The sequence below is a fragment of the Leminorella grimontii ATCC 33999 = DSM 5078 genome (genome assembly GCF_000439085.1).
GTDB lineage: Bacteria > Pseudomonadota > Gammaproteobacteria > Enterobacterales > Enterobacteriaceae > Leminorella > Leminorella grimontii.
The window spans coordinates 1-18,426 of sequence record NZ_AUUA01000019.1 but is presented as its reverse complement, the minus strand read 5'-3'; the positions used below and the strand labels follow the sequence as shown (position 1 = coordinate 18,426).

The following is an 18,426-nucleotide window of genomic DNA, read 5'->3' as shown; positions in this document are numbered from 1 at the left end:
GCCTTCACACAACGACATCTTCCTTTCACTTTGAGCTTTTACTCTGCGCGCCATACTTGGAAAACGGAGTGACTGGGGATGTCCAACCATACCGCGCTATTTTTAAAACTATTTGCACTGTTTATTTTTACTCTGATGATGCTGATCCCTATCGGCATGATCCTCAGCCTTATTGACAGCCGTAACGACTATCAACAGAGCGTCATCAACCGCATTCAGGACGGCACCAGCGCGGAACAGACCGTCGTGGGGCCGGTTATCGCGGTTCCCTATACCCGATATCAAAAAGGGCTGGACGATAAGGGCGTGAGTAAAACGGTGGCCGTAGAAGGCGTTCGCTACTATCTTCCTTCCCTTCTTACCGTAGACGGTAACGTCAACGTTGAGCCGCGTAAGGTCGGTATTTATCAGGCGCAGGTATACCAAAGCGAATTGGTTTTTAAAGGCGCGTTTACGCCGCTTGATCTGACCAGCAATAAGTCCGTCAGCTACGGGGCGCCGTACGTCATCGTTGCGCTGTCGGACTCTCGGGGCATTACGCGCGTGCCTGAAATTCAGTTTGCCAAAAAGGCGGTCGCCTTTGAGGCCGGAACAAACTCTTCCCGCTTCTCGCAGGGGGTCCACGCGCCGCTGTCGGGCGATATGCTAAGCGGCAGCGAGCCGATAAGCTTTGAGTTTACGCTGGCCCTTCAGGGTAGCGGCCATCTGGCCGTGATGCCGGTAGGGGAGTCCTCAACGCTGAACCTGAGCGGAAACTGGCCCCATCCCAACTTCCTCGGGCAGTTCCTGCCGAAGCAGCGGGTGGTGAACGAAGATGGCTTTACGGCAACGTGGGAAAGCAGCTGGATAGCCAATAATATCAACAACAATTTTATCGGCTATGACTATCAGTCTATGGATGCCAGAAAGTATAGCGAAGACGCTTACGGCGACGCTCAATATGCCAGAACCTCACTTGTCAGCTCGGGCTTACCGGCATTCAGTACCAGCTTTATTGAACCCGTTAACCACTATCAGCTGAATACGCGCACGGTGAAATACGCCGTTTTATTTATCGGCCTGACGTTCGTCGCCTTTTTCCTGTTCGAAGTGCTGAAGTCGCTGTCTATCCACCCAATACAGTATCTGCTGGTCGCGGCGGCGCTGACCGTTTTCTACGTTATCCTGTTGGCGCTGTCAGAGCGCATCGGATTCGCCTGGGCTTACTGCATTGCCGCCGTTAGCTGCTGCAGCCTGATTGGCTTCTACTTAAGCGCCGTACTTCGCGGCGCGGTGCGCGGGATCGGTTTTGCGCTAGGGCTGCTGCTGCTCTACGGCGTGCTGTACCTGCTGCTGCAGTCGGAGGATAACGCGCTGCTGCTGGGAGCCCTCCTGCTGTTCGTCACGCTGAGCGCAGTGATGGCGCTAACCCGCCGCCTTGACTGGTACCAGGTTGCAGGGCGATCTTCATCGCCCTCATTGAACCGGAGCCCGGCGCCTTCCGGCGGAGGAGCGTCAGCACCGCAGGAGGAGACGGCTTCCGAGGGGGAGCGGGAGAAGGGAACCCACTGCCATAGCGAAGAGCTGGCTGAGAGAAGAAAGTATCGGTTATGGAAATAAAGGAAAGATTACGCCATTTGCATGTAGCGTAAACGGCGCCCCTCCCGAATGGGAGGGGATTCAAACGGCACTACAGGAGCGCCGCCGCTTCTTCCAGAATCTGCTCGCACCAGTCGGCGATCCGCCCTTCGCTGAGTTCGTACTGAACCACGTCGTCAAGCGCCAGCCCTACGAAGCGCTGCCCGTCGGGCGCGACGGCCCTTTGGCTGGTAAACTGATAGCCTTCCGTCGGCCAGTAGCCGACAAACTTGACGCCCAGAGGCTGTAGATGGTCGTGCAACATGCCCAGCGCGTCCAGGAACCACTCGCCGTAGCCCTCCTGATCGCCCATGCCGTAGAGCGCCACGATTTTTCCGTTCAGATCGAGCCGTTCGATTTGCGACCAAACGCCGGCCCAGTCCTCCTGAAGCTCTCCGAAATCCCAGGTGGGAATCCCCATAATCAAAATGGGATACTCTTCCATCAGGGTAACGGGCGCGTCTTTGACGTTGTGTAAGTCAACCAGCTCTTCGCCAAGAACGTCGCGGATTTTTTCCGCCGCCATTTCCGTATAGCAGGTGCTAGAGCCGTAAAAAAGGCCAATTTTCATCGTTGGTTTCACTTAACTGTCATGACTGAACGGTGGGAAAGTATACCAGATAGGGTATGATCGGACATATACTCGTCATACTTCAAGTTACAGGTGCGTTGGCTGCGCTCGCTCACCCCAGTCACTTACTTATGTAAGCTCCCGGGGATTAATGAGAGGCTCCTGCCTCTCACCGGAGGCCAGCCTTCGGCTGGTCAAATTCGTTCCCGACGAATTTGTCACTCCCTTGCCGCCTTCCCGTAACTCGAATTATTTAGAGTATAATGAACAAAATCGTTTGTAGCAGTAGGGGGAAACGTGTCGCAGGATAACGCGATGCTGACGGAGCAGTTTCTTGATGCTCTCTGGCTTGAAAGGAACCTGGCGGAAAATACGCTGGCGTCTTATCGTCTGGACCTCCGGGCGCTCAGCGAATGGCTGGCGGCGCACGATCTGTCGTTTATCAACGCTCAGCCGGAAGATCTGCAGGGGTTTCTGGCCGATCGCATGGACGGCGGCTATAAGGCAAGCAGTTCGGCCAGAATGCTTAGCGCCATGCGCCGATTTTTTCAGTATCTGTATCGTGAAAAGGTGCGCACTGACGATCCGTCCGCGCGGCTGTCGTCTCCCAAACTGCCCCAGCGCCTGCCCAAGGATCTGACGGAAAAGCAGGTCGAAACGCTGCTGCAAACTCCCGGTACGGAAGATCCGCTGGAGCTTCGGGACAAGGCGATGCTGGAAGTGCTCTACGCAACCGGCCTTCGGGTCTCTGAACTGGTGGGGCTTTTAAACGGCGACGTCAGCCTTCGTCAGGGCGTAGTACGAGTGACGGGGAAAGGCGATAAGGAGCGGCTGGTTCCACTTGGCGAAGAGGCGGTTTATTGGCTGGAGCGCTATTTGGCTTACGGTCGCCCCTGGTTGATCAATAACGGCTCTGTGGATATTCTGTTTCCCAGCCGACGCGGACAGAAGATGACGCGCCAAACTTTTTGGCACAGGATAAAGCACTACGCCTTACTGGCGGGAATTGACAGCGAGGCGCTTTCCCCGCACGTGCTGCGCCATGCTTTTGCTACGCACTTATTGAACCACGGCGCTGATTTACGTGTCGTACAGATGCTATTAGGGCACAGCGATCTGTCGACCACCCAAATTTATACGCATGTCGCAACCGAACGGTTGAAACAGTTACATCAACAACATCATCCGCGCGCTTAGCCGGATGTCGAAGGGATTCGAATTTCTTAAAGGAAAGAAAATGAAAAAAGGTTTCTTACTACTCACCCTGGCGCTGACGGCGTTTTCATATACCGCTTCGGCGGACGACGCGGCCATCAAGCAGGCGCTGGGGCAGAAGCTTGGCGCGACGGAAGTGGATATCCTGCCTTCTCCTATTGCCGGCCTGCAAACGGTGCTGACTGAAGGCGGCGTGCTGTACGTTTCCAGCGACGGTAAGCATATTTTGCAAGGGCCGATGTATGACATCAGCGGGCCAATGCCGGTGAACATCACCAACGAACAGCTGGCTCCGATCCTGACTAAGCGCTTAGATGCCCTGAAAGACGAAATGATCGTGTATAAAGCGCCGCAGGAAAAATACGTCGTGACGGTATTCACCGATATCACCTGCGGCTACTGCGCCAAGCTGCATAAAGAAATGCAGGGCTATAACGATCAGGGCATCACGGTGCGCTATCTGGCCTACCCGCGCCAGGGCGTAGATTCGGAAGCAGAGAAAAACATGACCTCCATCTGGTGTGCGCCGGATCGCATGGCGGCATTCGACAGCGCCATGGCGGGCAAGGCGATTAAGCCTGCGACCTGTAATATCGACCTTAAGCGCCACTATATGCTGGGCTCCCTGTTCGGCATTCAGGGCACGCCGGCTATCATCCTTGACGGCACCACGGTGCAGCCGGGCTATAGCGCGCCCAGCGAACTGAAGGCGACGCTGGATGCTTATGCGGCCCACAAGAACGCGAGCAAGGCTCAGTAATCGAGACAGTACGTTACATTTATCCGCCCGTCGGTCAGCCTTTTGGCTTACGGGCGAGATGCTTTTGAACACCACATTAAATCGTTGTAGCCAATGACCAATAAAACCCAGCTTCGTCGTCGTCCTCAGGTGGACGGCAGCTTTCTGCCGTCGACGCTCTCCCCGCTGCTTAAGCGCCTCTATGCCTCTCGCGGAGTGACCGACGCCGGCCAGTTGGAAAAGGGGGCCAAAGGCCTTCTGGGCTATCAAAGCCTCGTCGGCATAGACAGAGGCGTAGAGCTGTTGGTCCAGGCCCTTCACGAACAAAAGCGGATTGTGATCGTCGGCGATTTCGACGCCGACGGCGCAACCAGCACCGCGTTAAGCGTGTTGGCCTTGCGCAGCATGGGCTTCTCGCACGTTAAGTATTTGGTGCCCAACCGTTTTGAAGACGGTTACGGCTTAAGCCCTGAAGTGGTTGAGCAGGCCGCCAAACTTGGCGTGGATCTTATCGTTACGGTAGACAACGGCATCTCTTCCCACGCAGGGGTGGACTGTGCGCATGAAAAGGGCATCCAGGTGCTGGTGACCGACCACCACCTGCCCGGCGATACGCTGCCCGCCGCGGAGGCGCTGATTAATCCCAACCTCAACGACTGCGAGTTTCCGTCAAAGTCGTTGGCGGGCGTCGGCGTCGCGTTCTATTTGATGCTGGCGCTGCGCGCCCGGCTAAGAAAAGACGGCTGGTTTGAGCTTAAGGGCATTACAGAACCGAACCTGGCCGAGCTGCTGGATCTGGTGGCGCTGGGCACCGTGGCCGACGTAGTGGCGCTGGACGCCAACAACCGAATTTTGGTCCATCAAGGCCTTAATCGGATCCGCGCCGGGCAGTGCCGTCCGGGGATTCGGGCGCTGCTGGAGGTGTCCGAAAGAGACGCGCGCAGGTTGACGGCGAACGATTTGGGATTTTCTTTAGGCCCCAGGTTAAACGCCGCGGGTCGTCTGGACAATATGTCCGTCGGCGTGGAGCTCCTGCTGTGTGACTCCATGGCCGACGCCCGCGCGATGGCAAGCGATCTCGATGCGTTAAACCAAACCCGGCGTGAGATAGAGCAGGGGATGCAGGTTGAAGCGCTGCAGCTGTGCGAGGAGCTGGAGCAGCGGGAAGAATCTCTGCCCTACGGGCTGGCTATTTACCATCCCGAGTGGCATCAGGGCGTGGTGGGCATTCTCGCTTCCCGCATCAAGGAGCGCTTCTATCGTCCGGTTATCGCTTTTGCGCCCGCTGGCGACGGCGTGCTCAAAGGCTCCGGCCGCTCCATTGCCGGTCTTCATCTGCGCGATGCGCTGGAGCGTCTGGATACGCTTTATCCCGGGCTGATGTTGCGCTTTGGCGGCCACGCCATGGCGGCGGGGCTGTCGGTTGAGGAGAAATGTTTCGACGAGTTTCGCCAACGCTTTGCCGAACTCATCGCCGACTGGCTTGAGCCTTCCGCTCTGGAGGGCGTTATCTGGACCGACGGCGAGCTGGAAAGCCAGCTTTTAACGCTGCAAACCGCCGAAGAGCTGCGCGAGGCTGGGCCATGGGGGCAGGCCTTCCCCGAGCCGACGTTTGACGGTTCGTTTAAAATACTACAGCAGCGCCTTTTAAAAGACCGCCACCTGAAGGTGACGGTTGAACCCGTCGGCGGAGGCGCGCTGCTCGACGGCATTGCCTTCAACGTCGATACCACCCTGTGGCCGGACCCGAGCGTGAAGGAAGCGACCATCGCCTACAAGCTTGACGTTAATGAATTTCGCGGCAACCGCAGCGTACAGCTGATGATTCAGCACCTGTGGGCGAAGTAGCTGCCGACGGCCCGCAGGGCGGGCCTTTTTATCCCCTTTCTTACCAACTTACGCTAAACCCTAACTGCCCGCCCCACGAGGTGGTTTTTGGATCGTCAAGGGAGTGCGCGTAGCTGCCGGAAGCGGAATATCCCAGGTTTTCATTGGCCTGATAGGTGATGCCAACGGTGGCCTCACCCCAGGTGCCGCCGGAAGGTTGGGTCAGCTTGGCCGAGTATTTTCCACTGCCGTCGACGGAATAGGTTGCCGCATCCCCCATAAACTCATGCCATACGTCGGTTCTGGCCCAGGTCCGCAGATAGTGCGGCTTTTCGTCGCCGCTTTCGGCAAACGACCAGTCGCGTCTGAAGTGCAGGCCGGTGCGGGCGCGAAGCGAATCGTTCTGCTTAAAGCTAAAGTTGCCGTATTCGTCCTTGGCATCGTCAAGAGAGATGTGCTGATAGGCTATTTGTGCCTGAGGTTCTATAAGCAGCCCATTGCTGAAAGTAAACGAGTACCCTCCTTCGACCGAGCCCAGAAGGCCAATACCGCTGGTGGAGAAGGATTCACCGTATTTAGAATCAGCGTCGATATCGTAATAGGTGGTTTGTAGTACCGTATCCGTATACCAGCTCTCCTCCCCAAGGTGCGTCCAGTATAGTCCCGCGCTGTAGGCCTTCGTTGTGGTTGAGCCTGCGTCCAGACCGCTGTCGTGGCTAATTGTCGTATCGATATCGCCATAGCCCAGATAGAAGCCGACGCGATCTACCGATGCGTCAATTCCTTCGCGATGGTAAACGTCGTAGCCCAGCTGTAGCCCATATAGCGTGGAATCATAGGCGGGGCCGTTTTTATTAATGTTGGTTGAGTCGCGCTCGGTTTTTTTGCTCAGAATGCGACCCCAGCCGTCGGAGAGATAGCGGGCGCGTTCCTGCATGACAGAAGGCGCAGAGGCTTTCGGGCGACACTGGCCGGAAATCAGCAGGTCGACTTCTTCTTTGGGCGTTAATCCCTCTTTTTGACACAGCTTTCCTCCTGCCTGCGTTATCTGAGGCGGGGGCGCATATTCACGCTGCGACCCGAATCGAGTATCGAGAGAGCCCAGCATGGTATAACCATAGTCGTTGGCAACCGAAAAGACCGACGAAGCAAGCACAATCTCCGAACGGTAGTCGGTATTTAAATACCAGTTGTTATTTGTCGGATTGTACTTCAGCGCGTAGTCCGATACGCCGAACAGCTGGCGCTCGCTGGACAGGCGGAAAGCGTTAGGGTCGGAATTGCCGAGACTTTCAACGACCAGTACGGTATTTTTGGGGGCAATGGCGGTATTTTCACCTATATGATTGATCTCAATCGTCGTTGCGCCACCGGCGCCCAGCCTGGCGGAATCTATCACCATAACGTCGGAGAAGGCGGTATTTTGGGCGTCGTCAATTTTCATGTTGGCAATAATCCGACCGCCGTTGGCAATGAAAATGCCGCCGCCGTTTTTTCCCGGCGTATTTCCGCCGGTAATGACCAGCGAGCTGCCGACGTTTTTAGTGCCGCCCGTAAGGTCAATGACGCCTGAGTTATCGAACAGGCTAACGCCCAGCAGTTGGCCCTGCGTCAGGATCTCCGTGCCTGCATAGCTTGAAGACAGATCCGCCGGGACGTAAATATCGCCTGCGCTGCTTGGCCTGACGGCATAGTTGGCGACGTTTGCCAGCGTGAGCGTACCTCGATTAATAAACGCGTTGTTGCCGCTGCGGCCCATATCAACGGTGGCGATGCCCCAGCTGTCCCGCGCTCCATCTCGATCGCTATCGGCGTAGTTTCGAAGCAGGAAATCGCCGCTGTTGTTGAGGATATTCGCGGCGGAGCCGAACTGCGCCGAACCGGTAAAGCGGCCATAGTTGTTGACCGTTACGCGTCCCGCGTTTGCCGTGGAATAAACGACGCGATCGCCGGTGGCATCGACCAGGCCGTAACTATTGACCGTGAGCCGCGTTTGCTCGTCGTCGCGTGAACTGCCAAGCCCAATGCCGAACGAGTGGCCGCCGTGAACGGTCGCCGACTCACTGATGTAGATGTTGCCGACGCCAGACAGCGACATTCCAACGCCTCCGGCCCCTTGCCCTGCATCGATAAAGCCGCTAGCGAGATTGATTTCCCCTACGACGTTTTCATTGCCGGTAGTCAGGTCGTCAACCCAGATGCCAACGCCGGTGGGCGCAACGGTGGAAGATACCGGGGCAAGCGTAATCGTCCCCATGCCGTACGTTACGCTGGCTTTGCCGTTTGCCCCCGCGGCGGCGTAAATGCCGTGATGCGTTCCGCTGCTGGCGATTTGTCCGGCGAAAATATTATTGGAGGCTGAAACCGTCAGGTTTCCAGCGCCGGCCGCGGCGTGTATTCCGCTGCCGTCCCGGGCGTTAATGATGCCGCTGCTGCGAACCAGATAGTCATCAACCGCGTAGTCGCTTTCAGAAAATATCCCGTGCCCCTGAGAATTAATCTGGGCGACGTTTTCTACTAATAACCGTCTTGCCGAAGCGCCTGAGGTTGACTGCAGCCGCGCGCTCATGCCGCGCGCGCCGTCGCCGCGGGTATCTATCGTACCTTCGTTGCGCATTTTGATATCGCCCACGGCCGTTTGGGCGTGCATGCCGTGGGAAGATTCGCCCTCTGTTGCGATCGTGGCGCCGTTATAAAGCCAGCTGGTTCCTCGGTTTGATGACGTCGCAATGCCGTAAGCGCCGTCGCCTTCGGTCATTATCTGGCCTTCGTTCATGGCAGACAAACCGCCTCCGTCCATCTGGGCAAAGATGCCGTGACCGACGCTGCCTTTGGTGGCGATCTCGCGTTGATTAAGCGCTTCGCTTTTACCGTTGAGGCCGATAGCGGCAATCCCGACGGATGACGCGCCGCCTGTGGCTACGTGGCCTTGGTTAACCGCCGTCGCCGTGCCGCTGTCGGTTTGCGCAAGCATGCCGTAGGCGCTGTCGCCTTCCGTAATCACGGTTTTGTCATCCAAATTTATCGCCAGCGCCTTCGACTGCTGGCTAAAGGCAGACAGGCTGTTCGCGCCGTGGCCGTAGGTGGTCACGCCGTTCTGATTTTGAGCCAGCGCGTCGCCCTGAACGCTGAATGCGTATGCGCCGCCGCCGCCGTTTCCTTTGGTCGTAATTTCACCGTCGTTAACGGCTTTTGCATCACCGTATTGGTTTACCGCGCTTAGGCCGTACCCACCCGATCCAAACGTTTCTATGCTTTGGCTGTTATAGGCTAGCGCATGTCCGCTATCGCTTTGGGCGCTGACGCCGCGAGAGCCGTCGCCGTGGGTGATTACGCTGCGATCGTTTATCGCCCGAGCGCCGTTGTTTTTGCTGTAGGCGTGGATGCCGTAGCTGTTATTGCCTTTGGTTTCAATGGCGTTAGCGTTTTTCGCAAGCGCTTCCAGGTTTGAGCTGGCGACCAGGCCATAGCTGTTGTCGCCATGAGTGATAATAGTGCCTGCGTCATCGTTATAAGCGTAGGCATTAGCGCTTTGCGTGACGGCATTAACGCCGTAGGCTTTGTCACCTTGGGTTTCCACGCTGCTTTGATTTATGGCGTTAACTTCATCGAGCCGGCTTTCTGCATTCAGACCGTAGCCGCCGCTTCCGTCCGTGAGGATAATGCCTTTATTAAGCGCCTGAGCCTCGCCTTTATCGCTGAGCGCGTTGACGCCATAGGCGTTCTTGCCGTGGGTTTCCACACGGCCTTCATTGGTTGCCAGCGCTTTGGCATTAGTGCTGTGCGCATGCAGGCCGTAGCCTTCCTGGCCGTACGTTTCTACTTTGCCGTCGACGTCGTTGTAGACGCTCGCATCGCCGTCCTTGCTAGACGCGCTGACGCCGTGAGCGTGTGTTCCCTCTTTTGCCGTAGAGGCGCCGTTAGCCAGCTCGCTGCCCGTAAGAATATTCCCTTTATTGATCGCGACTGCTTTATTGCTCTGGCTTTGGGCGTTAAGACCATCGGCGTTGTTACCGGCGGTAGTGACTGACCCCGCGTTTTCCGCCTGAGCTTCACCGCTGACGCTGCGGGCCGTTGCGCCCATTGCTCCGTGGCCTGTTGTGACTATTTGGTTTAGGTTCTGGGCAGCGGCGGTTTTTTGCGTACTTTGGGCAAACAGGCCGTGAGCGTTACGGCCTACCGTACTGATGGCGCCGTTGGTATCGTTGATGGCATATGCCTCGGCGTTTTTGCTGACGGCATAGGCGCCAACGCTATCGTCTCCCGCCGTTGTTATTGAACCAAGGTTATTCGCAAATGCCGTTTGATGCGTGCTTTGAGCGTATGCGCCGTGAGCGTTTACTCCTCCGGTTACGATAGTCGCGCCTTTATCATTTGTTGCGCCGGCTTTCTCATAGGCGCTGACCGCGTTAAGACCGCTAGCGTCATTGCCTAACGTTGAGATTTTTCCCTGATTGAGTGCGGTCGCTCGCGAAGTAATGCTAAAAGCGTTGACCCCGTGCCCTTTATCGCCGGAGGTATTTATTTCTCCGTCCACGGTGTTTACGCCTTCGGCGTCGCCCAGCAGGCTAACCGCGCTGGCGCCGTGAGCCTGCCAGCCCTCCGTTTTGATAGAACCGGCGTTAGCCACGCTGGCCTGTGACGTCAGGCTGAAGGCCAGCAAACCGTGAGAGAGGTGGCCCTTGGTCGTGACGTTGGCGCTTTTGGCATTGAAGGCGCTGGCGGAAGAAAACAGAGATACTGCCTTTGCCCCTATTGCGGCAGTACCGGCGGTGTTGATATTGCCCTGATTGGCGGCCGTTGCGCTGTTGATAAGGCTAATGGCGCTTAGTCCGTGGGCCATCAGGCTGGCGGTAGAAATACGGCCCGTAGCGGCGTTAGTGGCCGTTGCGCTCCCCGTCAGGCTAAAGGCGCTGGCGCCGTGCCCTAAAACGCTTAGCGGTCCGGTTGAAATTTCACCGGCGTTTTGCGCAGTAGCAGAACCTATCAAGCTAACGGCGCTCAGGCCGTGGCCGAGCGGACCGTTAACCGAAATTTTACCGCCCTCGACGTTAGAGGCCGAGGCGTTGCCCAGCAGGCTAAAGGTCGAAACGCCGTGCCCCAGCACGCTTAGCGTTCCGGTTGCGATCTCACCGACGTTTTGTGCGGTAGCGGAACCCGTCAGGCTGACGGCGCTCAGGCCGTGGCCGAGCGGGCCGTTAACCGAAATTTTACCGCCTTCGACATTGGAGGCCGAGGCGTTGCCCAGTAGGCTAAAGGCCGAAGCGCCGTGCCCTAAAACGTTAAGCAGGCCGGTGGTTATGGTTCCCTGATTGGTCGCTGTTGCTTCTCCGAGCAGGCTAACGGCGCTTAGCCCATGGCCCAGCGGGCCGTTGACGGAAATAGTTCCCGTCTCCCCATTCGTGGCGTTTGCACGCCCCAGTGCGCTGAAGGCGCTAACCCCGTGGCCTAAAACGTCGAGTACGCCCGTGCTAACGTTACCGTGGTTTTCTGCCGTGGCGTTTCCCGCAATACTGATGGCGCTGGCTCCATGGCTAAGGGGGCCATTGAGGTTCGTTTCAGAACCCTGTTCATTAACGGCTTTCGCGTTTCCCATGATGCTAATCGCGCTGGCGCCGTGGCCGAGAACGTTTAATATGCCGGTAGAAACCTTGCCGCTGTTTTTGGCCTCAGCGCTGCCTAAAATAGAAATGGCACTTGCGCCGCTGCTCAGGGAGCCGTTGAGGCTGGCGGTGCCGCTGTTTTCAGCGCTGGCGTTGGCCATAATGCTGATAGCGCTGGCGCCGTGGCCGAAGATATTCAGTACGCCGGTGGAGACGCTGCCGCTGTTTTTAGCCTCGGCGCTGCCCAGAATGGAAATCGCGCTTGCGCCGCTGCTCAGGGGGCCATTGAGGCTGGCGGTACCGCTGTTTTCAGCGCTGGCGTTGGTCATAATGCTGATAGCGCTGGCGCCGTGGCCGAAGATATTCAGGACGCCGGTGGAGACGCTGCCGCTGTTTTTAGCCTCGGCGCTGCCCAAAATGGAAATCGCGCTTGCGCCGCTGCTCAGGGGGCCGTTGAGGCTGGTGGTGCCGCTGTTTTCAGCGCTGGCGTTGGCCATGATGCTGATAGCGCTGGCGCCGTGGCCGAAGATATTCAGTACACCGGTGGAGACGCTGCCCTCGTTTTTGGCTACGGCATCGCCCAAAAGGGCAATAGCACTGGCGCCGCTGCTCAAGGGGCCGTCGAGGTTGGCGCTGCTATAGTTCGTGGCGGTCGCTTTGCCGGTAAGGCTGACGCCGCCCGCTGCGTGGCTAAAAATACTGGTTACGGGATGGAAAACCGGGCTTCTGTTTTCCTCATTAGCGTCGAGCAGGTAAACATTTCTAATGGTGATAAAACCAAGATTGATGTCCGTTTTTAACAGGTCTAAGAGCGAATTGCCGTATGGCGCCGCGTGAGGGGCCGTCTCCATTTGATTTTGTATTTGTGCCGCGTCTGCACAGACGCCTGTCGACGATATTGCGGGAATACACTCTTCGGCAATGGCTTTTAGCGGAAATAGACTGCCGGCTATAGCGATGGTTAACGCTTTTTTTAAATGGAGGTGCGCCATAATAGGGTCCATCCTAAAATAAAGTTAATTTGGTTATAAATATTGGATTCGTGTTATTTATAGGCGTTTTGATGAAATTTAATAACGATGATTAATAATTTAGAAAGTATGCTTTTTATGAAATTAAACTGCTGTGGCCCGTACGGCAAGGCCGTGTGTGTTTTATTGAAAGTATATTGAAAGGGATGTTAGCGGTTTAATTATTAAATGGAAAGTGAGATGGTTTCCTATTTATTTTATTCTCCCCTTGTTTTATTTCTTATAGGCTAAAATTTCTAATTAATTAAGTTTTAATTTATTTATTTTTAAAATCAATCCGGCTGATTGTTTATAATATTCGACGTTTAGGTATTAACCTTTCGCTATACGCCGCTTCCCGCTGGGGCGGTTTGTATAGGCAGCGGCAGAGCCCGTATTTTTTCTTTCGTTTATCCGGCGAAAAGGGCGCGGCGTTTGGAAGGAAGGCCGTAAAAATCTGGGAAAACGGCTATATTCCCCAGGCCAGATCCGCTAGAATTACACGTTTGTAGAAAATCCAGTCAACGCAGCGATTAACGGTAGCGACAAATCATGTTTGAAATTAATCCGGTAAAAAACCAGATACAGGACCTGTCTGAACGAACGGCCGTTCTTAGGGGGTATCTTTGACTACGATGGCAAGAAAGAGCGCCTGGAAGAGGTTAACGCAGAGCTAGAGCAGCCTGACGTTTGGAACGAACCCGAGCGAGCTCAGGCGCTGGGTAAAGAGCGTTCCTCGCTTGAGGCCATTGTCGAAACGATCGAACAGATCGAACAGGGCCTGGAAGACGTTTCCGGCTTGCTGGAGTTGGCCGTTGAGGAAAACGACGAAGATACGTTTAACGAAACGGTGCAGGAAGTTGAACAGCTAGAAAATCGTCTGGGGCAGTTGGAGTTTCGACGCATGTTCTCCGGCGAGTACGACAGCGCCGATTGCTATATCGACATTCAGGCGGGATCCGGCGGTACGGAAGCGCAGGACTGGGCCAGCATGCTGGTGCGGATGTATTTGCGCTGGGCCGAGGCCAAGGGCTTTAAAACCGAAATGATTGAAGAGTCCGACGGCGACGTCGCCGGGACCAAGTCGGCGACCATCAAAGTGATGGGCGACTACGCCTACGGCTGGCTGCGTACGGAAACCGGCGTCCATCGCCTGGTGCGCAAGAGCCCGTTTGACTCAGGCGGCCGCCGCCACACCTCGTTTAGCTCTGCCTTTGTTTATCCGGAAGTCGATGATGATATCGACATCGAGATAAACCCTGCGGATTTGCGTATTGACGTTTACCGCGCCTCGGGCGCCGGCGGTCAGCACGTTAACAAAACCGAATCCGCCGTGCGCATCACCCATATGCCAACCAATATCGTGGTGCAGTGCCAAAACGATCGATCTCAGCATAAGAACAAAGATCAGGCAATGCGTCAGCTAAAGGCCAAGCTGTATGAGTTTGAGATGCAGAAAAAGAACGCCGACAAGCAGCAGATGGAAGAGAACAAGTCGGACATCGGCTGGGGCAGCCAGATTCGTTCTTACGTACTGGACGATTCTCGCATTAAAGATCTGCGCACCGGCGTTGAAACTCGCAATACTCAGGCCGTATTAGATGGCGACCTGGACCGGTTTATCGAAGCCAGCCTCAAGGCTGGACTATAAGAAAGGGTAACGTTAAAAATGTCTGAACAACCTCAAGCGCACGACGTTGCGCAATCCGCCGCCGAGTTAAATAACGAACTTCAAACTCGCCGCGAGAAGCTGGCGCAGCTTCGTGAACAGGGTAATCCGTTCCCGAACGATTTTCGCCGCGACGCGATCTCCGGTCAGCTGCATGCTGAGCACGATGAAAAGACCAATGAAGAGCTGGAAGCGTTAGGTCTGGAAGTGGCTATCGCCGGCCGTATGATGACCCGTCGCATTATGGGCAAGGCCTCTTTTGCCACGCTGCAGGACGTTGGCGGTCAGATCCAGATTTACGTTTCTCGCGATGACTTGCCCGAGGGCGTATATAACGAGCAGTTTAAAAAATGGGATTTGGGCGACATCATCAGCGCGCGCGGCAAGCTTTTTAAAACCAAGACCGGCGAGCTGTCCGTTCATTGCCATGAAGTGCGTCTGCTGACCAAAGCGCTTCGCCCGCTGCCGGACAAGTTCCACGGACTGGCCGACCAGGAAACCCGTTACCGCCAGCGCTACCTCGATCTGATCACCAACGAGCACTCTCGTCGTACGTTCGTGATCCGCTCCAAAATAATGGCCGCGATCCGCAGCTTTATGGTGCAGCGCGACTTTATGGAAGTAGAGACGCCGATGATGCAGGTGATCCCCGGCGGCGCAACCGCGCGTCCGTTTATCACCCACCACAACGCGCTGGATATCGATATGTACCTGCGCATCGCGCCGGAGCTGTACCTTAAGCGTCTGGTGGTCGGCGGCTTTGAGCGCGTGTTTGAAATCAACCGCAACTTCCGCAACGAAGGCGTTTCTCCGCGCCACAACCCTGAGTTCACCATGATTGAACTCTATATGGCCTACGCGGACTATAAGGACCTGATTGCGCTGACAGAAGACCTGTTCCGCTCTCTGACGCAGGACGTACTGGGTACCACGACCGTTGAATACGGCGACCAGACGTTTGATTTCGGCAAGCCGTTTACCAAGATGACGATGAAAGAGGCTATTTGCCACTATCGCCCGGAAACCAACGTCGCCGATTTGGACGATATGGCGAAAGCGACGGCCATCGCACAGTCTCTGAACATCAAGGTTGAGAAGGGCTGGGGCCTGGGGCGCGTACAGTGCGAGATCTTTGAAGAGGTGGCCGAGAGCCACCTTATCCAGCCGACGTTTATTACCGAATATCCGGCTGAAGTGTCGCCGCTGGCTCGCCGCAATGACGATAATCCGTTTATCACCGACCGCTTTGAGTTCTTCATCGGCGGCCGTGAAATCGGTAACGGCTTCTCGGAGCTTAATGATGCACAAGATCAGGCACAGCGCTTTGCCGACCAAGTCAGCCAGAAAGATGCAGGCGACGACGAAGCGATGTTCTACGATGAGGACTACGTCGTTGCGCTGGAGCACGGCCTGCCGCCAACGGCGGGCTTGGGCATCGGCATCGACCGCCTGGTGATGTTGTTGACCGACAGCCATACTATTCGCGACGTCATCCTGTTCCCCGCCATGCGTCCGTTGAAGTAAGCCTCTGCGGCTGATAAAAAAAGAGAGCTTAGGCTCTCTTTTTTTATCCCCTGTTTTTCTTGTTAATCCTCTATTTCTATACTTTCTTAACCCATTCATTATCAAAGTGATGATTGTCAGTCTAAATTCATAATTATTTATTTATTTTCAATTTATTACTATTTAAGTTATAAATAGTAAATATAGGTTAAACGTGTTTTTGTCATAGTTAATAAAGTAAAGGAATCAAAGGAATGTTCAAAAAACTGGCCGTAACGACAGTGCTCAGCAGTGCAATTCTTTTGACTGGCTGTGCCACTGAGTCTTCTCGAACTGTTGAAGTTGCAAAAGTTGCCTCTTACAACACCGCCTATCAGGGAGTCAAAAGCCCTGTTTCAGTAGGAAAGTTTGATAACCGCTCCAACTATATGAACGGCATTTTCTCCGATGGGGTAGATCGCTTAGGCAATCAGTCAAAAACTATTTTGATTACTCATCTGCAGCAAACGGGGCGTTTTAACGTGCTCGATCGCGCCAATATGGATGAGATTAAAAACGAAGCCAACATTAATAACAAAAAGCAGAGCCTGAAAGGCGCTAACTATGTCATCACGGGCGACGTGACCGAGTTTGGCCGTAAAGAGGTTGGCGATCGCCAGCTGTTTGGCATTTTGGGCAGGGGAAAAAGCCAGATTGCCTATGCCAAAGTGAATTTAAACGTGGTCAATGTTCAAACGTCCGAAGTGGTGTTTTCTTCACAGGGCGCAGGGGAGTATGAGCTGTCTAATCGCGAAGTAGTCGGCTTCGGCGGAACGGCGAGCTATGACTCGACGCTAAACGGGAAAGTGCTGGATTTGGCCATTCGTGAAGCGGTGAATAATCTTGTTTCAGGTATTGAAAGCGGCGCCTGGACGCCAGAGAAATAATCACGGTAGATAGTTACTATACACATGGATATGAAAATGAAGATAGCTCACTACGCTGGCATACTGCTGGCCGTTGGCGCTTTAAGCGGGTGTATGAACAGCCCAAAGCCTATTTATAGTTGGGACAACTATCAGGCGACGGTTTACGAATATTATAAGATGGACATCGGCGTTGAAGAGCAAATCGCAGCGCTAAAGGAAGACATCGAAAAGGCCAAAGCGAAGGGGCTACCCGTACCTCCGGGGCTACACGCGCATTTAGGAATGCTGTACGTCAATTCAGGGCGTCCTGAGCTGGCAAGGACTGAGTTTAGTGAAGAAAAGGCGCAATTTCCTGAATCCGCTCCGTTTATGGACTTTCTGTTGAAGAAAATGCAAGGAGGCGCGAAATGAGAAAGTTTTACGCGCTGTGTGGCGTGATTGCCGCACTGTTGTTGAGTGGCTGTGTGCAGAAAAAAACGTACGACTATACGGCATTTCGGCAAAGCCAGCCTAAAAGTATTCTGGTTTTGCTGCCGACGAATGAATCGCCCGAGGTTAATGCCGGGTACGGCGTTTTGTCTCAGGTTACGCTGCCGCTGGCCGAAGCAGGTTATTACGTTTTTCCTGTTGCTCTGGTGGAGAATACGTTCAAGCAAAACGGAGTGAGTAACGCTGCTGAAATGCACGCTGTCAGCCCGCAAAAGCTGCGTGAGATTTTCGGTGCGGACGCCGTACTTTACATGAACGTGACCGACTATGGTTCATCTTATATGGTGATTGCCAGCGATACCCGAGTAACGGTATCTGGCCGACTGATTGATATTCGAAACGGTCAACAGCTGTGGAGTGGAAGCGCGACGGCTTCAACTAATGAGAATAATTCTGGCGGCGGAAATATATTTGGTATGTTGATAAGCGCTGCCATCAATCAGATTGGCAATACGCTAATGGATAAAAGCTACGATATGGCAGGAATTGCGGATGCTCGTCTGCTTTCAGCGGGAAGGCCTGGTGGGATTTTATATGGCCCCCGTTCGCCAAAATATGGTAAAGACCTGGAGTAATATTTTTCTCTCTCGTCTAACGTTATATAAACCCTGCTGATTTTGGTAGGGTTTTTTATTAGCCTAAGAACGGGGCTGCTAATATATTATTTTAGAGATTTGTTTCTTATTATTAACTGTATTTTAGTTCAGTTAATCTGGCCTATCTATAATACTATGACATACATCACAGCGACCTTTCTTAGTCAGAACAATACTTAATTTCGTAGTAAATATGTATTTTCTTTAATGCAATATTTCTTTTTCCTTAATGGATTAATAAGGAGTTCGTATGACTAAGGCTATCCCAGGTGGTTGGAATATTAATCCCGAGCTCGCTCCCTGTAAGCTGCCTAAAGACGTAGACGCTATCTTCTCTGAGACTTTAGGCAGCCTGCTTGGCGCTCGATATGAGCCTCTGATGTTCTGCGGTTCTCAGGTCGTCGCCGGAATGAATTATATGTTCATCTGTAAGCAGACTATAGTGACCCCGGAATCACCGGTACATCTGGTTAAAATGACGATACACAAGCCAATTAATGCGAAGGGCGTTATTTTGGATATTATGTATCTATTCTAAATAGAAGATTGCATATATGGCCGTAGAATGTCTCACTTTCTGCGGCCTTTATTGTATATAGAAAACCCCCAGCTAGGCTGGGGGTTCTGGAAAGCTTTCAGCTTTAAATCAGTTATATAAACCCCTTTTGATTTGTTAAAA

At 54.3% G+C, this 18,426-nt stretch carries 12 protein-coding genes; 10 read left to right on the top strand and 2 right to left on the bottom strand.

Translation table 11 applies throughout. From position 1 onward, the window contains the following. Positions 1-78: 78 nt before the first annotated feature. Positions 79-1,599, top strand: a complete 1,521-nt coding sequence (gene creD, locus G544_RS0116180; RefSeq protein WP_036024356.1) for a cell envelope integrity protein CreD — start codon at positions 79-81, stop codon at positions 1,597-1,599. 70 nt (positions 1,600-1,669) lie between these two features. On the opposite strand, the gene fldB is transcribed toward creD, so the two are convergent. After that, the gene (gene fldB / locus G544_RS0116175; protein WP_027275563.1) at positions 1,670-2,188 is read right to left on the bottom strand and encodes a flavodoxin FldB; all 519 of its coding nucleotides are present in this window, start codon (positions 2,186-2,188) and stop codon (positions 1,670-1,672) included. A gap of 315 nt (positions 2,189-2,503) precedes the next feature. On the opposite strand from fldB, the gene xerD reads away from it, so the two are divergent. From xerD to recJ, 3 genes are all read left to right on the top strand, one after another. Next, positions 2,504-3,385, top strand: coding sequence for a site-specific tyrosine recombinase XerD (xerD, locus tag G544_RS0116170; RefSeq protein WP_134389250.1), 882 nt, complete (start codon positions 2,504-2,506; stop codon positions 3,383-3,385). 40 nt (positions 3,386-3,425) lie between these two features. Next, a complete protein-coding gene (gene dsbC, locus G544_RS0116165; protein ID WP_027275561.1) occupies positions 3,426-4,163 on the top strand; it encodes a bifunctional protein-disulfide isomerase/oxidoreductase DsbC in 738 nt (245 codons plus the stop codon). 93 nt (positions 4,164-4,256) lie between these two features. Beyond that, a complete protein-coding gene (gene recJ / locus G544_RS0116160; RefSeq protein ID WP_027275560.1) occupies positions 4,257-5,990 on the top strand; it encodes a single-stranded-DNA-specific exonuclease RecJ in 1,734 nt (577 codons plus the stop codon). Between the two features lie 40 nt (positions 5,991-6,030). On the opposite strand, the gene G544_RS0116155 is transcribed toward recJ, so the two are convergent. Continuing rightward, positions 6,031-12,564: an autotransporter outer membrane beta-barrel domain-containing protein gene (locus G544_RS0116155; RefSeq protein ID WP_161624127.1), complete on the bottom strand. Its 6,534-nt coding sequence runs from the start codon at positions 12,562-12,564 to the stop codon at positions 6,031-6,033. A gap of 570 nt (positions 12,565-13,134) precedes the next feature. Here G544_RS0116155 and prfB point away from each other — a divergent pair. From prfB to G544_RS20825, 6 genes are all read left to right on the top strand, one after another. Then, a protein-coding gene (prfB, locus tag G544_RS0116150; protein WP_134388962.1) for a peptide chain release factor 2 occupies positions 13,135-14,233 on the top strand; the annotation gives its coding sequence in 2 pieces (ribosomal slippage) (positions 13,135-13,209 and positions 13,211-14,233; 1,098 coding nt in all). A gap of 18 nt (positions 14,234-14,251) precedes the next feature. Beyond that, positions 14,252-15,775, top strand: coding sequence for a lysine--tRNA ligase (gene lysS / locus G544_RS0116145; RefSeq protein ID WP_027275557.1), 1,524 nt, complete (start codon positions 14,252-14,254; stop codon positions 15,773-15,775). 233 nt (positions 15,776-16,008) lie between these two features. Next, positions 16,009-16,680 carry a CsgG/HfaB family protein gene (locus G544_RS0116140; protein ID WP_027275556.1) on the top strand — a complete coding sequence of 224 codons (672 nt, stop codon included), beginning with the start codon at positions 16,009-16,011 and terminating at the stop codon, positions 16,678-16,680. A gap of 36 nt (positions 16,681-16,716) precedes the next feature. After that, positions 16,717-17,073 (top strand): DUF4810 domain-containing protein, encoded by a 357-nt coding sequence (locus G544_RS0116135; RefSeq protein ID WP_027275555.1) that lies wholly within the window; start codon positions 16,717-16,719, stop codon positions 17,071-17,073. Then, positions 17,070-17,726 (top strand): DUF799 domain-containing protein, encoded by a 657-nt coding sequence (locus G544_RS0116130; RefSeq protein WP_027275554.1) that lies wholly within the window; start codon positions 17,070-17,072, stop codon positions 17,724-17,726. The genes G544_RS0116135 and G544_RS0116130 overlap by 4 nt, the downstream gene beginning before the upstream one ends. Positions 17,727-17,997: 271 nt before the next feature. After that, a complete protein-coding gene (locus tag G544_RS20825) occupies positions 17,998-18,285 on the top strand; it encodes a hypothetical protein (RefSeq protein ID WP_051155801.1) in 288 nt (95 codons plus the stop codon). Positions 18,286-18,426 lie beyond the last annotated feature (141 nt).

Excerpts from the sequence above, each read along its gene's own strand:
- creD (WP_036024356.1), top strand. The coding sequence starts at position 79 with ATGTCCAACCATACCGCGCTATTTTTAAAACTATTTGCACTGTTTATT.
- fldB (WP_027275563.1), bottom strand. The coding sequence starts at position 2,188 with ATGAAAATTGGCCTTTTTTACGGCTCTAGCACCTGCTATACGGAAATG.
- xerD (WP_134389250.1), top strand. The coding sequence starts at position 2,504 with ATGCTGACGGAGCAGTTTCTTGATGCTCTCTGGCTTGAAAGGAACCTG.
- dsbC (WP_027275561.1), top strand. The coding sequence starts at position 3,426 with ATGAAAAAAGGTTTCTTACTACTCACCCTGGCGCTGACGGCGTTTTCA.
- recJ (WP_027275560.1), top strand. The coding sequence starts at position 4,257 with ATGACCAATAAAACCCAGCTTCGTCGTCGTCCTCAGGTGGACGGCAGC.
- G544_RS0116155 (WP_161624127.1), bottom strand. The coding sequence starts at position 12,564 with ATGGCGCACCTCCATTTAAAAAAAGCGTTAACCATCGCTATAGCCGGC.
- lysS (WP_027275557.1), top strand. The coding sequence starts at position 14,252 with ATGTCTGAACAACCTCAAGCGCACGACGTTGCGCAATCCGCCGCCGAG.
- G544_RS0116140 (WP_027275556.1), top strand. The coding sequence starts at position 16,009 with ATGTTCAAAAAACTGGCCGTAACGACAGTGCTCAGCAGTGCAATTCTT.
- G544_RS0116135 (WP_027275555.1), top strand. The coding sequence starts at position 16,717 with ATGAAGATAGCTCACTACGCTGGCATACTGCTGGCCGTTGGCGCTTTA.
- G544_RS0116130 (WP_027275554.1), top strand. The coding sequence starts at position 17,070 with ATGAGAAAGTTTTACGCGCTGTGTGGCGTGATTGCCGCACTGTTGTTG.
- G544_RS20825 (WP_051155801.1), top strand. The coding sequence starts at position 17,998 with ATGACTAAGGCTATCCCAGGTGGTTGGAATATTAATCCCGAGCTCGCT.